Origin of the sequence: Kineosporia corallincola (genome assembly GCF_018499875.1) — a bacterium.
Classification (GTDB): Bacteria; Actinomycetota; Actinomycetes; order Actinomycetales; family Kineosporiaceae; genus Kineosporia; species Kineosporia corallincola.
This window is the reverse complement of sequence record NZ_JAHBAY010000006.1, coordinates 81,184-97,972: the sequence shown is the minus strand read 5'-3', so window position 1 is coordinate 97,972 and position 16,789 is coordinate 81,184. Positions and strand designations below refer to the sequence as shown.

Genomic DNA, 16,789 nt, shown 5'->3' with positions numbered 1-16,789 from the left:
GTGCGAATCGACCTGCATGCCCACTCCAACGCCTCGGACGGAACCGACGCACCGGCCGGGGTGATGGCCGCCGCGGCCGCCGCCGGGCTCGACGTCGTCGCACTGACCGACCACGACACGACCTCGGGGGTGCCGGCCGCCGCCCGGGCCGCCCGCGAGCTCGGGCTGACCCTGGTGCCCGGCGACGAGATCTCCTGCCAGGTCCGCGGCACCGGCGTGCACATGCTGGCCTACCTGCACGACCCGGACGACCCGGCGCTGCTGGCCGAGCAGGAGCAGACCAAGACCGACCGGCTCACCCGGGCCCAGCGCATGGTCGGCAAGCTGGCCGAGGACTTCGACATCAGCTGGGACGACGTGGTGCGCCAGTGCGAGCCGGGGGTCGCGGTCGGCCGCCCGCACATCGCCGACGCGCTGGTCGAGGCCGGTGCGGTGGCCGACCGCGACGAGGCCTTCGCCACCGTGCTGCACGGCCGCTCGCCCTACTACCTGCCTTATCACGCACCCGAGGCGTCGCTGATCGTGCGGCTGGTGCTGGCCGCCGGCGGGGTGCCGGTGATGGCCCACCCCCGGGCCGGGAAACGCGGGCGCCTGGTGGCCGACGCGGACATCGCCGCGCTGGCGGAGGCGGGCCTGGCCGGGCTGGAGGTGGACCACCGGGACCACGCCGAGGCCGACCGGGCGCGGCTGCGCGGGCTGGCCGCCGACCTGGGCCTGCTGATGACCGGTTCCAGCGACTACCACGGCACCGGCAAGGTCAACCGGATCGGCGAGAACACCACGGCCCCCGAGGTTCTGGAGAAGATCATCGCGATGGGTACGCCAGAGCGGGTGGTGCGCGGGTGAACGACCAGCTCGAGCTGATCGGGATGCCGGAACCGCTCTACTCCTGCACCCCCACCCGGCTGGCCGGCTGGCGGGACTGCCGGCGTCGTTACCGGTTCACCTACCTGGACCGGCCGCAGCCGCCGAAGGGACCGCCCTGGGCGCACAACAGCATCGGCGCCGCGGTGCACTCGGCCCTGGCCGACTGGTGGGCCACGCCGGTGGCCCGGCGCACCCCGGAGACGGCCTATCAGCTGGTGCGAAAGCGCTGGCTGAGTGATGGTTTCCAGGACCGTGACCAGTCCGCCGAGGCCGGTCGCCGGGCTGTCGGCTGGGTTCAGGACTACCTGTTCGGCTCCGACACCGATCCGATGGCCGAACCGCCGGGCGTGGAGCGCACGGTCCAGGCGCGGACGGCGCGGTTGTCGTTGTCCGGCCGGGTGGACCTGATCGACCTGCGCGACGACGAGCTGGTGGTGGTGGACTACAAGACCGGACGCCACGTGCCGGACGAGGCCGACGCGTTCGCCAGTCTCGCCCTGGCCGTCTACGCCGTCGGCACCGCCCGCACCTATCGACGGGACTGCGTGCAGGTCGAGCTGCACCACCTGCCCACGCAGACCCGGGCTGTGGCCCGCTACGACCTGGCCGGGCTGGAACGCCGCCTGGCGGAAGCAGATTCGCTGGGTGCCGAGGCCGCAGCGGCCGATGCCGGGTACGCCCGCGGGCGCACCGGCGACGACGCGTTCCCGCCCGCTCCGGGCTCCTGGTGCGGCTACTGCGACTTCCGCCGGCACTGCCCGGAGGGGCGGGCGGCCTCGCCGGAGCGCCCACCGTGGAACGCCCTGCTGAACCGGGCCTGAGCAAGCACCGGGCAGAAGCTGGGCGAAGCCTGGACGGGTGGGGATCAGCTGCCGGGCAGGGCCTGCCGCACCGCCTCTTCCGGGGTGTCCACGTAGCTGATGCCCTGGTCCACCGGCTGCCCGTCCGGGCCGACCACCCGCCAGCCGTCGAGCACCACCACCGGCACCCCACCCCGGCGGCGGGCCAGTGCGACCTCGCTGAGTGTGCCCCAGGAGCCGCCGACCGCGATCACCGCGTCGGCGCTCCAGACGATGACGGCGTTCCGCGCCTCGCCCAGGTTGGTGACGATGGTGACGGACAGGTCGGGACTGGCACCCTCGGTGTCGGCGCCGGGCCGGATGCCGACCACCGTGCCACCGGCCGAGCGCACGCCCGAGGCCACGGCCGCCATCACCCCGACACCGCCGCCGCAGATCACCACCACCCCGGCCCGGGCCAGCAGAACGCCGACCCGGTAAGCGGATTCGGCCTGCCCGGGTGTGCAGTCGCGGGGGCCGCAGACCGCCACCTGGACAGCACGCCCAGCTTCACCACGCTGGGTCGTTCCGTCTGCGGCGGTGACGCCCGGGCCCTGCGGCGCCGCGGTTGGGTCGCGAGCGTCAGACACCGAACCGGGGCCGGGTGCGGGGCTGGGATCGGGTGTGGGGCTGGGGAGTGAGGGCAGCACGTGCGGGTCCCTTCGCAGAGCCTGGGCCGGCCGCCGGCTCTACGCCAGGGCGTCCGACAGATCCCGTCGGGCCGGATAGGCCCGGAACAAGGCGATCTCGTCACGTAGCTGCCGGGAAAGGGCTGAACGGGTGAAATCCGGTGATGCGAGGGTGGAGGCCGCGCTGGAGATGCGCCCGACGATCGGCTCGGTGCGGTTGTCGGCCGGCAGCGACAGCACGGTGCGCAGCTCGATCGCCGCCGCGTCGAGATCGGCCAGCGCCAGGTGAGCGTTGCACAGGTCGAGCCGGGCCGCGGCGATCAGCTCGGGGGAGCGCTGGGCCGGGACGGCCACGTGCAGCAACTCCAGTGCCTCGGACGCCTCCTGCGCCGCGAGCCGGGCGTTGTTGTCGCCGCCCAGCGCCAGCCAGGCCTCGCTGGCGTAGTACGCGGCCTTGGCCGGCTCGAAGCGGAACACCCCGGCCTGCTGGTCGTCGCCGGTGTCGCGGTCACGCGCCGCCCGGGCCACGTCGAGGGCCAGCCGCACCTGGCGGGTGTCGCCGCACGCCGCCCAGGCCCGGGCCTCGGCGCTGGCCAGGCGCAGCAGGTTGCTGCCCTTGGTGGCGTGCCGCCGGCCGCTGTTCGCGATCCGCGCGGCGCCCGGGAAGTCGCCACTCCAGTAGGCCACGTTGGACTGGACCCAGCGGATGAACGCGCGCAGCGAGTCGTCGTCGGCCAGCTCGGCACACAGCCAGGCGGTGCGGGTGTTGGTCTCGGCCGCGACCGGATCGCCGAGATCGGCGCTGGCGTGGGCGATCAGGGCGCAGAGCCGGCCCGCCAGCGAGTAGAGCGGCGCGGTCAGGCTGGGGCGCTGGCGCTTCTCGAGCAGGTCGAACACCTCGCGCCGCAGCCGCCAGACCGGGTTGACCAGGGCCAGGGGCGGTTGGGTGAGGTAGTCGGTGGCGAGCTCCCGCACCTGACCGGCGATCTGGTCGAGCAGGTCGTGGTCGGCACCGCCCCGGCTGCCGGGCGCAGGCACTCGGTTCATCCGCGGACCGCCTCATTCAGGCTCGGGGAGCGGGTCAGTTCCCCGAACCGGGCGCCCGGGCAGCCTTAGGGTAATGGCTGGCGCGGGGTTTTGGGCGCTGAATCAGACGTTCCGTGATGGTGTGCGTACTTCACGCGATCCGGATGGGCCGGACGGGTCGACTCGGGTGTGTCGTCCTCGTCCGCCCCGCCGGTGCGATCAGTGACGGGCCAGGTGCAGTTCGTCGCGCAGGGAGTGCAGGGCCACCGTGGTGGCGGCCGGCGCCAGCGACCCCGCCCCGTCGCCGGGGACGGACGAGTACATCGACCGCGCCCAGTTCGGCAGCGACGACCAGGCCAGCCCGGCCACGGGCGCCCAGGACGGCCGGTTGCGCTGGGTCAGGGCCAGCAGCTGGGGCAGGGCCGGGGCGATCACCGAGGTGATGAAGGCGCGAGCCTCGTGAGTCATCCGCAGCTGCGGCCGCATCCGGCGGAAGTAGCGGGTCAGGTCACGGCGCGTGGCCGGCACCCGGTCCGGCTCCAGGCCCCAGACCGCGGCCGTGCGCAGCTGTTCCTGGATGTAGGTCTCGTGCTCCGCGTCGCTCAGGGGGAGCCCACCGCGCCGGGTGACCTCGACGAACGAGGCGACCTGACAGCAGTGCATCCACAGCACGAGTTCCTCGTCGTCGCCCCGGAAGTCGTCGCCGTTGCCGGCGTACCCGCTGACCTGACCCATCACCGCGCGCAGCCGGGCGCCGGTCATCGCGGCCTCGATGCTGTTGCCGAAGATCACCGCGCCGATGTGCCGCTGCGCCCACTGGAGCCGGTCCCACGGGTCGTCCACCCGCCGTGCCGTGGCGAAGACGTTCGCCATCCCCTCCGGGTGCAGCACCTGCATGGTCAGGGCCCGCAGCGTGGCCAGCCCGATCAGCGGGTCCGAGTGCACCCGCCAGGTGACCGTGCGTGGTCCGAAAAGGCCCCACCGGCCCACCTGGTCGGCGTCCGTGTCCAGCGCCGGATCGTGATCGTTCTCATGCTCCGGGGCAGGTCCGCCGGCCCGGCCCGAAGGGGCCGAATCGGCCGGGTGCTCGAGTTGGTCCCACTGCTCGCGGGCCATCTGGTCCACTTCGCGTTGCTCCACCTGACCTCGCCGTCCCCAGGCCCGCTCTGCCCTCCGCACCGCGGTGTTCCCGGATCCGGGCTGCCTGCGGGCGGATTCGAGATCGATCGTCCGCGGGGCAGCGCCGGCCGGGGGAAGAAGAGCACTGCTTCGTTCCCAGCTGTCGTCCGTCGCGCTCGCTGCCATGGTGCAAGCCTGTCGGATTCGACCCTTGATCGCCTGTCGAGCTCACCGACGGCCCAAGGGGACACAGTCAGTCGATAGTCTGAAAGCGGGTCTTTCCGGCCCGCCGTCTCCGGGAGCAGATGAATGGGCCGCGTAATCGCCGTCGCCAACCAGAAGGGTGGCGTCGCCAAGACCACCACGGTGGCGTCGCTCGGCGCGGCGTTCGTGCTGCGCGGGCTGCGCGTCCTGCTGGTCGACCTGGACCCCCAGTCGTCGCTCACGTTCAGCCTCGGCATCGATCCCGAGGTGGTCGAGTACTCGATCTCCGACGTGGTCCGCGGCGAGGTGGAGCTGTCCCGGGCCCGGCTGCGCACCAGCGAGGGCATGGACCTGGTGCCCTCCACCATCGACCTGCTCGCCGCCGAGGCCATGCTGCTGCCCGCCCCGCAGCGTGAGTTCGTGGTGCGCCGCGGTCTGGAAGACGTGCTGTCCACCTACGACGTGGTGCTGCTCGACTGCTCGCCCAGCCTGGGCCTGCTCACGCTGAACGCGCTGGCCGCCGCCGACGAGGTGCTCGTGCCGCTCCAGTGCGAGATGCTCAGCCACCGCGGCGTGGGTCAGCTGCTCGACACCGTGGCCGACGTGCACCGCCTGCTCAACCCGCGGCTGCGGGTGCGGGGTCTGCTGCCCACGATGTACGACAAGCGCTCCACCCACGCCCGCGCCGTGCTCGCCGACGTGAAGCGGCGCTACCGGGTGCCGGTGCTGAACCCGATCCCGCGCTCGGTCAAGTTCGCCGAGGCTCCCAGCGTGGGCACCTCGATCATCGCCACCTCGCCGAGCTCCTCGGGTGCCCGCGCGTACTTCCGCATCGCCGACGGGTTGTTGCGGGCCTGGCGTTTCGGCGGCCGCCGGGTCGCCCCCGGCCGGGGTTCACGCACGAGCTTGAGGACGCCGCTGGCCTCCGGTGAAGGCGGCTCGGCCGGCGCGGGTGCCCTTTGACGTCGTCCCGTTCCCGGTGATGGTTCCGGTTCTCCCGCAAGGCAAAACACGTCGGCCCGCACCGAACGGTGCGGGCCGACGCTGTTCACGCTCAGCTGTCGGCGGAAACCGATGCCTCGGAGGAGGTCTCGGCGGATGCGGCGGAGGAGCCGGAGCCCCGGCCGCCACGGCGCCGACGGCGGCGGCGACGCTCACCGTCACCGTCACCGGCGGCGGAGTCGGCGCTCCCGTTGTCGCCCGTGGCGGTGCTGCCCTCGGCACCCTCGGAGGCACTGCCGGCCTCTGAGGTGCTGCCGTTCTCGGTGGCGTTGCCGGCCTCGGCGCCCTCGGCCGCGTCGACCGGAACCCCGCGACGCGTGCGGCGGCGGGTGCGGGTGCGGGCCGGACGCGGCTCGCGCGGCTCCTCGCCCCCCTCGGTGCCCGCGGCGTCGTCGGTGGGGGCGTCGCTGACGTCACCGGCGTCGCGGTCCCGGCCGCGCCCACGGGAACGGCCACGGTCACGGCCGCCGTCGCGCGAGCCGTCACGGCCGCCGTCCCGGCGGGAGCCGCCGGACCGCGTGCCACCGCCGCGCTTACCGCCGGTCTCGCCCAGGTCTTCCAGCTCCTCGGCGTCCAGACCGGCCCGGGTGCGGGCGGCCCGGGGCAGCGTGCCCTTGACGCCCGCCGGGATGTTCAGGTCTTCGAGGAAGTGGTCGGACGTGGAGTAGGTCTCGGCCGGTTCCGGGATGCCCAGGTCGAGCGCCTTGTCGATCATCATCCAGCGGTGCAGGTCGTCCCAGTCCACGAAGGTGACGGCGACACCGGTGTTTCCGGCCCGGCCGGTGCGGCCGATCCGGTGCAGGTAGGTCTTCTCGTCTTCCGGGCAGGCGTAGTTGACCACGTGGGTGACGTTCTCGACGTCGATGCCGCGGGCCGCGACGTCGGTGGCGACCAGCACGTCGATCTTGCCGTTGCGGAACGCTCGAAGGGCCTGCTCGCGGGCGCCCTGGCCGAGGTCGCCGTGGATGGCGGCGGCGGCGAAGCCGCGGTCGGCCAGCTCGTCGGCGATCTTGGCGGCCGTGCGCTTGGTGCGGGTGAAGATGATCGACAGCCCACGGCCCTCGGCCTGGAGCAGCCGGGCCAGCATCTCGACCTTGTCCATCGCGTGCGCGCGGTAGATGAACTGCGCGATCGCCAGCACCGTGGCGCCGGAGTCGGACGGGTCGGCGGCCCGGATGTGGGTGGGCTGGGTCATGTACTTACGAGCCAGCGAGACCACGGCGCCCGGCATGGTGGCCGAGAACAGCATGGTCTGGCGGCCGTCGGGGGTCAGCGACATCAGCTTCTCGACGTCGGGCAGGAAGCCCAGGTCGAGCATCTCGTCGGCCTCGTCGAGCACCAGCGTGCGCACGTGGGCCAGGCTCAGGTGGCCCTGCTGGGCCAGATCGAGCAGCCGGCCGGGGGTGCCGACGACGATCTCGATGCCCTTCTTGAGCGCCTCGACCTGCGGTTCGTAGGCCCGGCCGCCGTAGACGGTGAGGATGCGCAGGCTGAGGTTTTTCGAGGCCACCTTGAGGTCTTCGGCGACCTGCCCGGCCAGTTCCCGGGTCGGCACGATGACCAGGGCCTGCGGGGCGCCCGGCTTGGCCAGCTCGGCGAAGCCCTCGTCCTTGGGGCCGGTGACGCGGTGCAGGAGCGGGATGCCGAAGCCGAGGGTCTTGCCGGTACCCGTCTTGGCCTGGCCGATCACGTCGTTGCCGCCGATCGCGACCGGCAGGGTCATCGCCTGGATCGGGAAGGGCGCGGTCATACCGGCCTTGGTCAGGGCCTCGACGATGCGCGGGTCGGTGCCCAGCTCGGCCCATCCGGGGGCGGCGGACGCCTCGTCGCCGTCGTTGTCGACGACCGCGATGATCTCGCCGGCCTGGTCGACCGCGATGATCTCGGCGGCCTCGTCGAGAGGCGAAACGGCCGGGGGCTCGACCGGTGAGTGCTGGTTCTCGGAATCGCTCGGTGAAGCGGACACGCAGTGCCTAACTCTTCGGGGGCGCAGGCCTGCGGCCGGATCGCGCCGGCCCCAGCGGTGGGGGCGGCGGAAATGGCGCTCCGGCGGGCCGCGCTGCGGCATTCGGAAGCCGACCGTGTGAGCGACCGGTCATCCACTTACAGGTGTAACAGTTACCTCTAACCAAGTGATCCTACCTGGTCCGGGGCTCGTTACCCTCCTCATCATGGAGCAGCAGGAGGACAGGTTCACCGATCCGGCATACCGGGCGGCCGTGATCGACCTATTGGGCACCCTGGCTTATGGCGAATTGAGCGCCTTCATCCGGCTTTCCACGGATGCGGACCTCGCCCCGACCCTGGCCGCCAAGGCCGCGGTGGCCGGCCTGGCCGCCACCGAGTACGCGCACTTCGACCGGCTGCGGGCCCGGCTGGTCGAGATCGGGGCCGACCCGGAGCAGGCGATGGCGCCGTTCGTGGAGGCGCTGGACGCCTTCCACGAGCGCACCAAGCCGTCGAGCTGGCTGGAGGGACTGGTCAAGTTCTACGTCGGCGACGGGATCGCCTCGGACTTCTACCGGGAGATCACCGCCTACGTCGACCCGGGCACCCGCGACCTGGTGCTGGGCACGCTGGAGGCCGACAAGCGGGCCTCGTACGTGCTGCACGAGGTGCGCCAGGCGATCAGCGAGGACCCGATCAAGGGCAGCCGGCTGGCGCTGTGGGCCCGCCGTCTGGTGGGGGAGGCACTCAGCCAGGGGCAGCGGGTCGCGGCCGACCGCGACTCCTTCTCCACGTTGCTGAGCGGCACCGGCGAGCTGCCGGGCATGGGCCTGGCCGGGATCGTGTCGATGTTCAGCCGGATCACCGAGCAGCACACCAAGCGGATGGCCGAGATGGGCCTGTCCGCGTAGACGCCGAAGGCGCCGCCCCGGAAGGAGCGGCGCCGACAGCCATACAGAACTACAGCGTGCCGAAACCGACCCGACGGGTCTCTTCCGCGCCGATCTCGACATAACCGATCTGAGCGCCGGGAACGACGATCAGGCGGCCCTTGTCGTCTTTCAGGCGCAGCAGCGTGTTCGAGCTGATCGCGGACTCGACCGCCTTCACCACCGAATCAGCCGTGTCGGTGGACTCCAGCACGATGTCGCGCGGGATGTCCCGGACGCCGATCTTGACCTCCACGCGAGTGGCCCCTTCCGTCCTTGCCGGCCCCCTCGCGGGGCAGCTCTACCGAATGGTCGATGAAAGCCTAACCGTCCGCGACCCGTCGCGGACCGGTGGCACGCTCGGGTTAGCCGACAGCGGAATCGGGGCACCGGGCACATGCCGGTGCCCGGACCCGGCCGGACGAGCCGAGGAGAGCCGGTGGACGAGCCGGGGCAGCTCGAGTACCAGCTCGTGGGGCGGTCTCGAACGAGCCGACGGTGTCCGGGTTCTCAGGACCGGTGCGTGGCCGTGTGGTCCTCGCCCAGCCCGGTCAGATCGGTCACCGGCGGTGGCCCGCTCGGCGTGACGGGCGTGGGGGCGGCGCCGTCCGAGGGCTTGACCAAGGGCTCGTCGAGCATGCCGTCCTGCAACGGGATCGCCGCGATGCCGCGCCAGGTCAGGCCGGCCAGCAGCCGCACGGCCTCCTCGCGGGGCATCCGGCGGCCCTTCTGGAGCCACGACCGCGCGGCCACGTGGGCCATGCCGGACAGGCCGGTGCCGATCAGCTCGCACTCCAGCCAGGGCCGGCCGGTCTCCTCGTGGATCAGCTCGGCGATCATCCGGCCGCACTGCTCGTTGACCGCCTCCACCCGGCCGCGCACGTCCGGGTCGTTGGTCAGGTCGGACTCGAAGATGAGCCGGAACGACTCGTTCTCGCGGTCGATGAAGTCGAAGAAGGCGCCCATCGCGCCCGCCACCCGCTGTTTGTTGTCGCTGGTGCCCTCGATCGCCCCGCGCAGACAGTCGATCACCTCGGCCGAGTGCTGCTCGATGAGCGCCAGGTATAGCTCGCGTTTGCCGGGAAAGTGCTGGTAGAGAACCGGCTTGCTGACTCCGGCGCGCTCGGCGATCTCGTCCATCGCCGCCGCGTGGTAGCCCTGGGCCACGAAGACCTCCCGGGCCGCCCCGAGCAATTGGCTGCGACGTGCCGTCCTCGGCAACCGGGTTCCGCGCGAGCGCACCTCTGGTGTCGACATTGCTTGCCTCCCCGCATCAGTGCCCGTCAGCGGATGCTAAGACGCTTCGGCTGCGCCCCCGCGATTCCGATGCTTTAAGTGATTGTAAGGCTACGAGGCGTTACCAAAGTCCGGTGCGGGTCGGCACTCTGCTGCCTGGAGGACATCCATCCGAGTGATCGTCCCCACGTTTCAACGCTCATAGAAGGGGTATAGCCCCTACCTCGCGGTTCCTAACCCTCCTCATACTGCCGCCTTTTCCGGCCCGGTCGCCGCCGTCCAGCCTGCCGGGTGCCCGGTCCGGCCGTCGCATCGGCCCCCCTTCGCCCGCCCGGCTCGGGCGTCACGCCGGATCCGGGTAGCGTGCCGCGCGGAAAGCGGGACTGCGAGAGGGAGTAACGGAAAATGCGCACGCCCACGCCGGTGACCCGGCCGACCCGGCTCACCCGGTCACTGATCTGCGGATCGGTCGCGGTGCTGGTGACGCTGACCGGTTGCTCGTCCGGTTCGTCAGGGCCGGCCGGGGCGGACTCCGCCTCGTCGGGCGCCGCGCAGCAGACCACCACCCCGTCGTCCTCCGCCTCCGGCGGCACCGCCGAGGGCGAGGCCGACGCCACGCCGTCGGCGCAGGAGACCACCACCGCCCTGCCCCCAGGACTGACCGAGGACGACGTGGAGGCCGGGCTGACCTCGGCCAAGGTCAAGTGGGAGGCGTCCGGCACGCTCCAGACGGTGAAGGGCAGCACCAGGGCGCCGGGCAAGGGCAAGGTGTACAAGGTCCGGATCCAGGTGGAGAAGGGCATCGCGGTGGACGGCGAGAAGTTCGCCGACTTCGTGCTGGCCACGCTGAACGACGACCGCAGCTGGACCGAGAACGGCACCCGCCGGTTCGCCCGCACCGACAAGGCGTCGGAGGCGTTCACCACCGTCACCCTGGCCAGCCCGCAGACGTCGGCGGACATGTGCCAGCCGTTGCAGACCTACGGCAAGCTCTCCTGCCGCAACGGCAGCCGGGTGATGCTGACCACGTACCGCTGGGTCAAGGCGATTCCCGAATACAAGAAGGACCGCGAGGGTTACCGCCACTATGTCGTCAATCACGAGGTGGGTCACGCGCTCGGTCACGGTCACGAGTACTGCGCGGGCAAGGGAAAGCTGGCCCCGCTCATGATGCAGCAGACGAAGGGCCTGCTCGGCTGCAAGCCCAATCCCTGGCCGCATCCGTGATCCCGCTGGTCGCCCCGGGGCCGGAGCTGACCGGTGACGAGATCACCCGGTACTCGCGCCAGGTGCTGCTGCCCGGGCTGGGCACCGAGGGCCAGCGCCGGCTGAAGAACGCCCGGGTGCTGGTGGTCGGCGCGGGCGGTCTGGGCAGCCCGGTGCTCACCTATCTGGCGGCTGCCGGCGTCGGCACGATCGGCGTGATCGACGACGACGTGGTGGAGCTGTCGAATCTGCATCGCCAGGTGCTGCACGCCGCGGCGGCCCCGGGAACGGCCAAGGTGGACAGCGCGGCCGCCGCCCTGCACGACCTGAACCCCCTGGTCACGATCGAGCGGCACCGCACCCGGATCACCCGGGAGAACGCGCTCGACCTGGTGGCGGGCCACGACCTGGTGCTCGACGGCACCGACAACTTCGCCACCCGCTACCTGGTGGGCGACGCCTGCTCGGTGGCCGGGGTGCCGCTGGTCTGGGGCTCGGTGTTCCGCTTCGACGGCCAGGTCTCGGTGTTCTGGTCGCGCCCGCCGCAGGGGCACGAGCCGGTGACCTATCGCGACCTGCACCCCACGCCACCTCCGCCCGGATCGGTGCCGTCCTGCGCCGAGGGCGGGGTGCTCGGGGTGACCTGCGCGGCCATCGGATCAGTCATGGCCACCGAGGCGATCAAGCTGATCACCGGCCTGGGTGAACCGCTGCTCGGCCGGATCATGCTGTTCGACGCCATCGGGATGACCTGGCAGACGATCCGGGTACGGCCCGCGCCGGGCTCGTCGCCGGTCACCACGCTGGCCGAGGACTACGACGCGTTCTGCGGGGTGGTTCCGTCGTCCCCGGTCGGGAGGAACAGCGGCGTGCGCGAGCTGGCCGAACGACTGGAACGGCGGGCGCGTGGGGAGGACGACTTCGTGCTCGTCGACGTGCGCGAGCCGGAGGAACGGCGGATCGCGATCATCCCGGGTGCGGTGGGGGTTCCGCTGTCGGTCCTCAGAACAGGGGACGTCGCAAGGCTTTTGGCCGACGTGGCCGGGCAGCGTCCGATCGTGCTGCACTGCAAGAGCGGCGCCCGGTCGGCGCAGGCGCTCGAGCTGGCCCGGGCCGCCGGGCTGCGCGACGTGAGCCACGTGCCCGGTGGCGTGCTGGCCTGGATCGACGAGATCGACCCGGCTCAGCCCCGGTACTGACGCGAGAAACTCCCCGGCCTCCGAGTGGCCGGGGAGTTTCCCGATGGATCAGATGTTTCAGGGGCGGAGCTGGATGGATCAGCGACGCGAGCCGACCCGGCTGCGGGCGTTGACCCCGACACCGGCGAAGTGCAGCGCCAGGCAGAACATGCCGGCCAGGAGCAGCGTCATCGGGGTGAAGGCGTCGCCGAGGTTCGCGTCGGCGAAGTCGAGGATGAGCGCAAGACCGAAGATCACAGCGGCAGCGATCGCGAGCATGGTTACCTCCTCTGAAGGTCCCCAACCATTGAGGACAATCCCTGCCCGGTGTTCCCCGGGCGATGAGACGATCTTGGGGGTGCTGTGGTGATTGCGCACTTCGAGTCAACCCGTCCTGGTTATGAGGTAGGAGACATCCGTGCCCTTCACCGGTAGTCATCCGGCGGCGGTGCTCCCGCTCATGCGCACGCCCCTGGTGCCCTCCGCGCTGGTGATCGGCAGCATGACCCCCGACCTCGTCTACTACCTGCCGCTGGGCGGTGAGCTGCGTGGGTCGCTCTCGCACACCACCCACACGGCGCCCGGCGTCATCGGGCTGGACCTGGTGCTCGGGCTGGTCGCCTTCGCGCTCTGGCAGGCGCTGATCGCCCCCTTCGCGGTGGCCGTGGCGCCGGCCGCCCTGCGCGACCGGCTCGGCCCCGACCTGCCCCGTCCTGCGCGGGAGCATCTGACCGGGCCGAAAGCCGTTGTGCTGGTCGTCGTCTCGCAGTGGGTGGGCACGGTGACGCACGTGGTCTGGGACGAGTTCACCCACCCCGGCCGATGGGGCACCGCGCACATCGCCTGGCTGGCGCAGTGGCACGGGCCGCTGGAGGGCTACCACTGGGCGCAGTACGGCAGTGGCGTGGTCGGCCTGCTGCTGATCGGCCTGGCGCTCGGGAACTGGTGGCGCCGAACCGGTCCGGAGCCGGGCGGCCAGCGGGTGCCGGCCCTGCGCCCGATGGTGTCGCTGCGGATCTGGGCGGTGGTGCTGGCCTGCGCCGGCGTCGGTGCCGCGCTCGGAGCCCGGACCGGCCTGGGCGGGCAGGACCCGCACAGCATGGGTTACCTGGTCGCCACCTACGGCGGTGGCGCCGGCATGTTCGCGGCGCTGGCCTGTGCCCTGGCGGTGGTTCCCGGGCTGCGCTCAGCCCGCTGACACCCCGCCGGCCGGGGTCTGCTCGCGCGGGCGCCCCAGCTCATCGGCCAGGGCCCGGTGCATCGGCTGCCCCTCGGCCAGCCAGCCCGCGCGCTGCGGCCAGCCGCGCTGCACGGTCTCGATGATGATCCGGTCGAAGGGCGGCAGGTCGTCGTGCTGCACCGCGGTCAGGAAGTCCGACCAGTGCATCACCTCGAGGCGGGTGAAGTAGGGCGCGAGCAGGCCCTCGGCCCGCGAGATGAACGAGTCGTTGACCACCAGCGTGCGGCCCTTGATCATCGGCGCGGTGGTGGACCAGGCCCGGAACACCGCCACGCCGCGGCCCGAGGGGGACTCACGGGTGTGTGCCCGGATCGTCACGTCGTCGCGGGTGACCTGGTACACCGGCACCATCGTGTCGTGGGTGACGCCCATCAGCCGGTAGAGGTCGTTGTCGGCCTGCTCGTCCTGAACCTGCACGGCGCGTGGGGCGCCGGACAACGCCGCCGGCGCCTCGCCGCGCGCGACCAGCGCGTCGATCACCGTCTTCGACCAGATCAGCGCGCCCTTGCTGGTCCAGTGGCTGTCACCCTTCTGGAACACCGAGCCCGGTGACTCGTCCTGTGCCGCCTGGAGCTCGCGCCACGAGGTGACGACCGGGCCCAGGGGCTGGGCGTCCCAGGTCTGCTCGGTCTGCGTGCGCACCGAGTCGGCACAGGCCAGCAGGGCGTCGGCGCGGGAGCCCAGGGCGCCGGACAGGATCGCGGACTTGTCGGGGGCGATGGCCACCATGACCGACTTCCCGGTGCCCTCGGCGATGCCGGTGAGCCGGCTCAGCCCGGAAGCGACCGCGGTGGTGTCGAATTCGTACTTGCAGGGCAGGGTGAAGTCTTCGGACAGGAACGGCGTGCGTTTCTTCCCGAGCACCACGGCCGGGTTCAGGCTGGTGCCCAGCCGGTCGCGGGAGGCCTCGCCGATCGCCTCGGTGACGTACTGCCGCAGGGCCAGCCGGTCGCGCAGCGCGGCGTCGGTCTGCGCGGCGTCGGCGCCGCTGAGCACCCCGGACGAGGAGACGTGCGGGAACGGGGTGATGGTGCGGTTCTCGGCGCCCCAGGGCAGCGGCGGGTCGAGCAGCCAGACCCCGAGCAGAGCCACCGCGAAACCACCGATCAGCGCCCGGGCCGCCCTCACGCTGCGCCTGCGCTGACGTTCCGCGCGGAACCGCTCCAGCAGGTCGTCGAGTTCCTCGGTGACCGAGGGGGTGACGGGTTCGGGGGCCGGTGCGGGGTCCGGTTCGGTGTCCGGTGGGGCCGGGTCATCGGCCATTTCGGCCGCCGGACTCCCAGCCGCTGGGTTCTCGGGAGCCGGGTTCTCGGGAGTGGGGTTCTCGGGAGCCGGACGGTGGACGACCTCGAGCCGGTCCGGGGGATCGTCCGGAAGGATGACGGTTCGGCCCACGGGGACCAGCATGGCAGAACAATCAGAACTGGAAGTAGAGGAACGGGCTGAAATCCAGCCAGAGCGCCGAGATCACCGCAACCACCAGCAGTACCGGTGCGGTGAAAGCGGCCGTGGAATACCGGAACCGCAGTTCCGGGGAATGCCCACCGTGGATCAACTGGAAACCCGTGGCATTTCGGGGCAGGAAGAACACGAGCATCCCGAGAACCAGGGCGATCTGGTTCCACGGGGTCAGCGTGATGTAGAGATCCGGTGATGGTGTGCCCCCCGAGAAGCCGAACATCGCCTGCCAGACACGGACCGCGTCGGTCAGTGTCGGGGCGTGGAACGGTACCCAGCTGACCACCACGAACAACGCCGTCACCGCACGTCGCAGCCCGGTCGTCAGGACGCCAGGGGTGGCCCGGTGCTGTCCGGTGACCCGCTCGGCGAGAAGCGCCAGGCCGTGCAGTCCGCCCCAGACCAGAAATCCCCAGGTCGCCCCGTGCCAGAGCGAGGTGAGCAGGAAAGTGATCAGCAGTGCGGCGTATTCGCGGCGGACGCCGTGCCGGTTCCCGCCGAGAGGAATGTAGACGTAATCCCGGAACCAGCGCGACAACGTGATGTGCCAGCGCCGCCAGAAATCCGCCGGGCCGATCGAGGTGTAGGGAGAACGGAAGTTCTCCGGGAACCGGAATCCGAAGATTGCGGCCAGACCGATCGCCATGTCCGAGTATCCGCTGAAATCGAAATAGATCTGGACGGCGAAGGCGAGCGCCCCGATCCACGCGGTGGCCGTGGTGAAGCTGCCGTCCGGGGTGCCGAACGCGGCGCCCGCCACCACCCCTGCCGAGTCGGCGACGTACGCCTTCTTGGTCAGCCCCCAGGCGAAGCGGGTGAGGCCGTAGGTGGCGTTCCCGAGCGTGACCTCGCGGCTGCTGCGCAGTTCCCGGGCGATCTCGGCGTAGCGCACGATCGGCCCGGCGATCTGGTGCGGGAAGAGGAACAGGTAGAGCAGGTAGTCGCCGGCCGGGCGGTCGCGGGGCAGTTGCCCGCGGGAGGCGTCGACCACGTAGGAGATGGCGTGGAAGGTGAAGAACGAGATGCCCAGCGGCAGGGCCCAGTGGATCCGCGGGGCGCCGGGCCAGGCCGTGGAGGCCACCAGTGCACCGACCGGCGGCAGGTACTTGTACAGGAGGATCGGGACCAGGACGAGCAGCACCAGGGCCGCGACGCCGGCCCGCGGCACGGGGGGCGGGGGCTCCTCGTCGTCCACCGTTGACCGCCGTGCCAGACGGGCGCCGTAATAGCTGACCAGGGCCACGTACAGCAGCACGAACACGTGGCCGCCCGCGCCCCACACGTAGAACACGATGCTCGCCGCCAGCAGGCAGGCGTTGCGCAGGCGCAGGGGGACCAGCAGGTACGCCAGGAGGGTCAGCGGCAGGAAGAGGAACAGGAACGTCGGCGAGGAGAAGACCATGTCCGCGGCGGTTGATGGTTGGAGGAGGCGTTGCCGGTCAGGGAAGCTTAGACCTTCCGGCGTCTTACTCATGGGGCATCGGGTGAACGGATGATGCTGTCGCGCAAACGGATTGAGGCGGATCGGGGTGGCCGGATGACGTCGGCGCCGGAGCGGGAGGCCTTCGTGGCCGACGTGCTGGAGGTGGTGGAGGCGATTCCGCCGGGCCGGGTGCTCACCTACGGCGACGTGGCCGGGCTGGTCGGGCGGGGCGGGCCGCGGCAGGTGGGAAAGGTGATGTCGCAGTGGGGGTCCCTGGTGCCGTGGTGGCGGGTGCTGCGGGCGGGCGGTCTGCCGCCGACCGGGCACGAGTCGCGGGCGCTGGAGCGCTACCTGGCCGAGGGCACCCCGTTGCGGCCGGACGGGGAACGCGTGGATCTGCGGCTCGCGCGGTGGTCGCCCGAGTCCGATTGAGGACGCTGTCCGGCGGGGTGCCGGTGCGGGCGGGGGCGCGGGGTTGGGTGCGGT

16 protein-coding genes and 1 pseudogene are annotated in these 16,789 nt (G+C 71.6%); 8 read left to right on the top strand and 9 right to left on the bottom strand.

Annotation, left to right across the window (positions count from 1 at the left end; translation table 11 throughout):
* Complete coding sequence (locus tag KIH74_RS15685) at nucleotides 1–846, top strand: PHP domain-containing protein (RefSeq protein ID WP_214156680.1); 846 nt, start codon at nucleotides 1–3, stop codon at nucleotides 844–846.
* The gene (locus tag KIH74_RS15680) at nucleotides 843–1,688 is read left to right on the top strand and encodes a RecB family exonuclease (protein WP_214156679.1); all 846 of its coding nucleotides are present in this window, start codon (nucleotides 843–845) and stop codon (nucleotides 1,686–1,688) included. The genes KIH74_RS15685 and KIH74_RS15680 overlap by 4 nt, the downstream gene beginning before the upstream one ends.
* Nucleotides 1,689–1,732: 44 nt before the next feature.
* On the opposite strand, the gene KIH74_RS15675 is transcribed toward KIH74_RS15680, so the two are convergent.
* From KIH74_RS15675 to KIH74_RS15665, 3 genes are all read right to left on the bottom strand, one after another.
* Nucleotides 1,733–2,197, bottom strand: a complete 465-nt coding sequence (locus KIH74_RS15675) for an SLOG cluster 4 domain-containing protein (RefSeq protein WP_308113803.1) — start codon at nucleotides 2,195–2,197, stop codon at nucleotides 1,733–1,735.
* Between the two features lie 198 nt (nucleotides 2,198–2,395).
* Nucleotides 2,396–3,382: an NsdA family TPR-like regulatory protein gene (locus KIH74_RS15670; RefSeq protein WP_214156677.1), complete on the bottom strand. Its 987-nt coding sequence runs from the start codon at nucleotides 3,380–3,382 to the stop codon at nucleotides 2,396–2,398.
* A gap of 198 nt (nucleotides 3,383–3,580) precedes the next feature.
* Nucleotides 3,581–4,501, bottom strand: a complete 921-nt coding sequence (locus tag KIH74_RS15665; RefSeq protein ID WP_214156676.1) for an oxygenase MpaB family protein — start codon at nucleotides 4,499–4,501, stop codon at nucleotides 3,581–3,583.
* Between the two features lie 288 nt (nucleotides 4,502–4,789).
* Between KIH74_RS15665 and KIH74_RS15660 the strand changes: the two genes are divergently transcribed.
* Nucleotides 4,790–5,647, top strand: coding sequence for a ParA family protein (locus KIH74_RS15660; RefSeq protein WP_214156675.1), 858 nt, complete (start codon nucleotides 4,790–4,792; stop codon nucleotides 5,645–5,647).
* A gap of 91 nt (nucleotides 5,648–5,738) precedes the next feature.
* On the opposite strand, the gene KIH74_RS15655 is transcribed toward KIH74_RS15660, so the two are convergent.
* A complete protein-coding gene (locus tag KIH74_RS15655; RefSeq protein ID WP_372492075.1) occupies nucleotides 5,739–7,541 on the bottom strand; it encodes a DEAD/DEAH box helicase in 1,803 nt (600 codons plus the stop codon).
* A 316-nt stretch (nucleotides 7,542–7,857) separates the two neighbouring features.
* Here KIH74_RS15655 and KIH74_RS15650 point away from each other — a divergent pair, with 316 nt between their 5' ends.
* A complete protein-coding gene (locus tag KIH74_RS15650) occupies nucleotides 7,858–8,544 on the top strand; it encodes a ferritin-like fold-containing protein (RefSeq protein ID WP_214156674.1) in 687 nt (228 codons plus the stop codon).
* A gap of 49 nt (nucleotides 8,545–8,593) precedes the next feature.
* Here KIH74_RS15650 and KIH74_RS15645 read toward each other — a convergent pair whose 3' ends face one another.
* Together KIH74_RS15645 and KIH74_RS15640 are read right to left on the bottom strand one after the other, a co-directional pair.
* Nucleotides 8,594–8,818 carry a DUF3107 domain-containing protein gene (locus KIH74_RS15645; RefSeq protein WP_214156673.1) on the bottom strand — a complete coding sequence of 75 codons (225 nt, stop codon included), beginning with the start codon at nucleotides 8,816–8,818 and terminating at the stop codon, nucleotides 8,594–8,596.
* Between the two features lie 392 nt (nucleotides 8,819–9,210).
* Nucleotides 9,211–9,819 (bottom strand): annotated as a pseudogene (locus KIH74_RS15640) (TetR/AcrR family transcriptional regulator); the annotation flags it as partial.
* A 384-nt stretch (nucleotides 9,820–10,203) separates the two neighbouring features.
* On the opposite strand from KIH74_RS15640, the gene KIH74_RS15635 reads away from it, so the two are divergent.
* Together KIH74_RS15635 and moeB are read left to right on the top strand one after the other, a co-directional pair.
* On the top strand, nucleotides 10,204–11,025 hold the full coding sequence (locus KIH74_RS15635) for a DUF3152 domain-containing protein (protein WP_214156671.1): 822 nt from the start codon (nucleotides 10,204–10,206) through the stop codon (nucleotides 11,023–11,025).
* Nucleotides 11,022–12,203 (top strand): molybdopterin-synthase adenylyltransferase MoeB, encoded by a 1,182-nt coding sequence (gene moeB / locus KIH74_RS15630; protein WP_214156670.1) that lies wholly within the window; start codon nucleotides 11,022–11,024, stop codon nucleotides 12,201–12,203. The genes KIH74_RS15635 and moeB overlap by 4 nt, the downstream gene beginning before the upstream one ends.
* 78 nt (nucleotides 12,204–12,281) lie before the next feature.
* On the opposite strand, the gene KIH74_RS15625 is transcribed toward moeB, so the two are convergent.
* On the bottom strand, nucleotides 12,282–12,461 hold the full coding sequence (locus tag KIH74_RS15625) for a hypothetical protein (RefSeq protein ID WP_214156669.1): 180 nt from the start codon (nucleotides 12,459–12,461) through the stop codon (nucleotides 12,282–12,284).
* Nucleotides 12,462–12,600: 139 nt separating this feature from the next.
* Here KIH74_RS15625 and KIH74_RS15620 point away from each other — a divergent pair, with 139 nt between their 5' ends.
* A complete protein-coding gene (locus KIH74_RS15620; RefSeq protein ID WP_214156668.1) occupies nucleotides 12,601–13,380 on the top strand; it encodes a DUF4184 family protein in 780 nt (259 codons plus the stop codon).
* Here the strand turns inward: KIH74_RS15620 and KIH74_RS15615 are convergent.
* The gene (locus tag KIH74_RS15615) at nucleotides 13,369–14,817 is read right to left on the bottom strand and encodes an alginate O-acetyltransferase AlgX-related protein (RefSeq protein WP_214156667.1); all 1,449 of its coding nucleotides are present in this window, start codon (nucleotides 14,815–14,817) and stop codon (nucleotides 13,369–13,371) included. The two genes, KIH74_RS15620 and KIH74_RS15615, sit on opposite strands and share 12 nt — an antisense overlap.
* Before the next feature lie 22 nt (nucleotides 14,818–14,839).
* Nucleotides 14,840–16,282 carry an MBOAT family O-acyltransferase gene (locus KIH74_RS15610; RefSeq protein ID WP_214156666.1) on the bottom strand — a complete coding sequence of 481 codons (1,443 nt, stop codon included), beginning with the start codon at nucleotides 16,280–16,282 and terminating at the stop codon, nucleotides 14,840–14,842.
* A gap of 135 nt (nucleotides 16,283–16,417) precedes the next feature.
* Between KIH74_RS15610 and KIH74_RS15605 the strand changes: the two genes are divergently transcribed.
* Entirely contained in the window at nucleotides 16,418–16,735 is a 318-nt protein-coding gene (locus tag KIH74_RS15605; RefSeq protein ID WP_214156665.1) for an MGMT family protein, read from the top strand.
* Nucleotides 16,736–16,789: the final 54 nt, after the last annotated feature.

Excerpts from the sequence above, each read along its gene's own strand:
- KIH74_RS15625 (WP_214156669.1), bottom strand. The coding sequence starts at position 12,461 with ATGCTCGCGATCGCTGCCGCTGTGATCTTCGGTCTTGCGCTCATCCTC.
- KIH74_RS15610 (WP_214156666.1), bottom strand. The coding sequence starts at position 16,282 with ATGGTCTTCTCCTCGCCGACGTTCCTGTTCCTCTTCCTGCCGCTGACC.
- KIH74_RS15650 (WP_214156674.1), top strand. The coding sequence starts at position 7,858 with ATGGAGCAGCAGGAGGACAGGTTCACCGATCCGGCATACCGGGCGGCC.
- KIH74_RS15660 (WP_214156675.1), top strand. The coding sequence starts at position 4,790 with ATGGGCCGCGTAATCGCCGTCGCCAACCAGAAGGGTGGCGTCGCCAAG.
- KIH74_RS15670 (WP_214156677.1), bottom strand. The coding sequence starts at position 3,382 with ATGAACCGAGTGCCTGCGCCCGGCAGCCGGGGCGGTGCCGACCACGAC.
- KIH74_RS15605 (WP_214156665.1), top strand. The coding sequence starts at position 16,418 with ATGACGTCGGCGCCGGAGCGGGAGGCCTTCGTGGCCGACGTGCTGGAG.
- KIH74_RS15635 (WP_214156671.1), top strand. The coding sequence starts at position 10,204 with ATGCGCACGCCCACGCCGGTGACCCGGCCGACCCGGCTCACCCGGTCA.